Origin of the sequence: Corallococcus llansteffanensis (genome assembly GCF_003612055.1) — a bacterium.
Lineage (GTDB): Bacteria > Myxococcota > Myxococcia > Myxococcales > Myxococcaceae > Corallococcus > Corallococcus llansteffanensis.
Map to the genome: position 1 here is coordinate 1 of NZ_RAWB01000784.1, position 3,680 is coordinate 3,680.

Below are 3,680 nucleotides of genomic sequence, written 5' to 3' on the forward strand. Positions count from 1 at the left end.
TCCTGGCGCCCACCGCCGCCCTCGCCGCGAAGGACCCCCGCTGCGCCGGCAAGCCCGCCGCCCGCGCCGCCCGGTTCTCCGACACCGCCCTGAAGGGCGCCTCCGCCGCGGAGCGTTACACCGCCTACGTCCAGGCCTGTGCGCTGGACGACGTGGTGGCCCTCACCCAGGCACTCGTCCGGTTCAAGACGGTGAGCAGCGAAGCCCCCGCGTCCAAGAACCCGGAGATGGCCGCCATGGGCCGCTACCTGGAGACGTGGGCGAAGGCGCACGGCTTCGGCTTCCGCACCGTGGGCGAGAACGATGTCTTCGAGCTGTCCTGGGGTGAAGGCACGGGCGAGCCGCTGCTGGGGCTCGTCTTCCACGGCGACGTCGTCCCCGCCGCCGGACACGAGTGGAAGCGCGCGCCCTTCAAGCCCGTGGTGGTGAACGGGCGCCTGCATGGCCGGGGCGTGGAGGACGACAAGGGGCCCATCGCCTCCGGGCTCGTCGCGCTCGCGATGGCGAACGACCTGGGCCTGAAGCCCCGGGGCCGCGTGCTCGTCATCATCGGCAACGGCGAGGAGAGCGACTGGTCCGGCATGACGAAGTACGCCACCACCGAGCCCAAGCCCACGCACGTCATCTCCGTGGACTCCGGCTACCCGGTGATGGCCGCGCAGTCCGGCTTCGTCGCGTGGACGCTGGAGGCGCCCGTGGGGCCCGCGCTTGCCGCCGCGAAGGAGGGCACCATCGCCCGCGCCGTGGACGTCAACGCGGGCGAGTTCCTCACCCAGGTGCCCGGCACCGCCACGCTGAAGCTCGCGGCCGTGAAGGGCCAGACGCCGGAGACGGTGCTGGCCGCCGTGAAGGCCGCCATCGCCGCGGAAGGCCCCGCGCGCAAGGACCTGAAGGCCGACGTGAAGCGCGAGGGCGCCACCGTGGTCCTCACCACCCACGGCAACGCCGTGCACTCCTCCGTCGCGGACGAGGGCCACAACGCGCTCTGGGACCTGTCCGCCGTGGCCGCGCGTCTGTCATTGGAGGACAACGGCATCGCCGCGATGCTGCGCGTCGTCTCCCAGCGCTTCGACGGCGACCACCACGGCGACAAGCTGGGCCTCGCGTACCAGGACGCGCTGATGGGCCCGCTGCTCGTCGCGCCCACGGTGTTGCGCGTGAAGGACGGCGCGGTGTCGCTGGGCATCAACATGCGCAGGCCCCGGGGCGAGGATGGCCCGACGTTCAACGCCGCCCTGGACGCCGCCGCGAAGCGCGTGGGCGAGGAGACGGGGGGCCAGGTGAAGGAGGGCAAGGGCCGCTACGTGGGCGACCCGCACGTGGCGGACACCTCCGGCCCGCTGGTCCAGACGCTGCTGGACATCTACAAGCGCCAGCGCAAGGACCCGGACGCCGTCCCCGGCTCCATCCGCGGCGGCACCTACGCGCGGCTGTTCCCCCGCGCCGTGGACTTCGGGCCCGCGTTCCCCAAGGAGCCCTACACCGGCCACGCCCCGGACGAGTCCATCGCCCTGGAGACGCTGGACCTGGGCACGCGCATGCTCGCGGAGGCCGTGCACACGCTCGCCATCGCGCCCGCGCCCGAGGTGAAGGCCACGCCGTGACGGCGGCTCACGCCGGACGGTGGCCCGGGGCCGGCGGGACGCGGGGCCAGCGCACGGTGAAGGTCGTGCCCCGCTCGGCGCTCGAGTCCACCTGGACGCTGCCGCCGTGCATCTGGACGATCTCGTGCACGATGTAGAGCCCCAGACCCAGGCTGCGGTGCTTGCCGCTCTCTTCCGGGGCGCGGGACGCCTTGAACGGGTCGAACAGGCGCGGCAGCAGGTCCTCCGGGATGGGGTCGCCCTCGTTGTGCACGCACATCACCACGTCCGCGCCTGCGTCGGTGAGCGTGGTGCACACCGGCGAGTCGCTCCTCGCGTGTTGCAGCGCGTTCACCACCAGGTTGCCCAGCACCTGCGTCACCCGGTCCGGGTCCCAGTGGCCCTCCAGATTCCCGCCCCGCGTCTTCAGCGGTAGCGGGCGCTCCGGGTACGTCACCTGCAACTCCTCCAGCGCGCCCTGACACAGCTCGTCCATGTTCACGTGCCGGGCGTTCACCGGGATGCCGCCGCCCAGTCGGGTGCGCGCGAAGTCGAGGATGTCGTTGATCATCCGCCCCATCCGCGCGGAGGACTTGCGGATGCGGTCCACCGCCCGTTTCGAGGCGTCGTCCAGGCCGGGGGCCCGCCCCAGCATGAAGGCCGACGCGGTCACCGCGTGCAGGGGGTTGCGCAGGTCATGCCCCAGGATGGCCAGCAGCTCCTCGCGGAAGTCCAGGGCCTGCTGGAGCGTGGCCTCCGCGTGCTTGTGGTCGCTGATGTCCACCACCGCGGCGCCCACCCCCAGCAGCGCCCCGTCCTGGGTGCGCACCGGGAAGTAGTCCACCTGCCAGTAGGTGGTGCTGCCGCGCGCCGCGTCCGTTCTTTCGAGGAACACGTCCTGCACGGACTCTCCACGCTCCAGCACCCTGCGCATGATGCGCTCGATGGGCTCCGCGAGGCTGTCGCCGGCCATCTCGCGCAGCGTGCGGCCCCGGTGCGCCTCCACGGGCTGGTGGTTGATGGCCGCGAGCGTGCCGTTGACGCGCACGTGGCGCAGCTCCAGGTCCAGGAACGCGATGCCCAGGGGCACGGCCTCCAGGAACGAGTCCAGCAGCGCCAGCGACTCCTCCGCTTGCTGCCGGGCCGCGTGCTCGCGCGCATGCAGCTCCACCTGGGAGATGTGCGCCGAGGCCCGCTGGGCGACGGCATGGAAGAGCAGGGTGTCCGCGTCGGAGAAGGTGAATGCGGTGCGCGAACCCATGTACGCCACGCCCCGCAGCCGCTCGCCGTCCATCAGGGGGATGCCGTACAGCGCGCGCAGGCCCTCGCGGCGCAGGGGCTCCAGCAGCACGCGCGGGTCGGTGGCCGCCGAGCGGATGAAGAAGGGTTTGCGCGTGGCCACCATCTCGCGGGTGAGCTGCCCCAGGGGTACGCGCGCGCCCTTCACCTGGTCGGTGCCCAGGCCCACCGCGGCATGCACCACCAGCGCGTCACCCTCCAGGAGCAGCACCGCCGCCGTGTCCACCGTGAGCGCGGCCTCCATCAGCCGGGTGAGCAGGCGCTCCAGGAGCGTCTCCATGTCCGGGTCGTCCAGCGTCGCCTCGGCCAGGCGGTCCAGCGTCTGGAGGATGCGCTGCTTCGTCTCCCAGAAGAACGTCATCGTCCGGGTCACCACCCGGTCGAGCATCTCCTCCATCCGCGTCAGCTCGCCCTTGCGCAGGGGCGTCTCCTGGGCCTCCAGGCGGCGCAGGATGCAGCGGCGCAGGAGCGCGTACTCCTGGCCCACCTCGCCCAGGTCGAAGCCCTCCTCCATCCGCGCCGCCGCATGCGCGACCTCCAGCCGCTGGTCCAGCGCCTCGGGTCCGGACTCCACCGCGTCCGCCAGCGTGGAGAGCAGCTCCGGCAGGTGGTCGATGAGCCAGGACGTGTGCCTCGGGGTCTTCCAGCCCAGGTGGTCCAGGATGGCCTGCTGCCACTCGGCCAGCAGGGACTCGCGGTGGACGCGCAGGAACACCGCCGCCGACCCGTGGGCGTCCTCCTGCCTGTGCTCGTCCACGGAGCGTGAATCCGGCTCCTGCATCGCCAGCCTCCCCAGGC

The 3,680-nt window shown here is 72.4% G+C and carries 2 protein-coding genes; one reads left to right on the plus strand and one right to left on the minus strand.

The genetic code is table 11. The features are described 5' to 3' along the window. Positions 1 to 2: 2 nt before the first annotated feature. Entirely contained in the window at positions 3 to 1,604 is a 1,602-nt protein-coding gene (locus D7V93_RS40105) for a Sapep family Mn(2+)-dependent dipeptidase (protein WP_244237796.1), read from the plus strand. Between the two features lie 7 nt (positions 1,605 to 1,611). Here D7V93_RS40105 and D7V93_RS40110 read toward each other — a convergent pair. Further along, on the minus strand, positions 1,612 to 3,680 hold a 2,069-nt coding region (locus tag D7V93_RS40110; protein ID WP_341870995.1), incomplete at its 5' end, for an ATP-binding protein.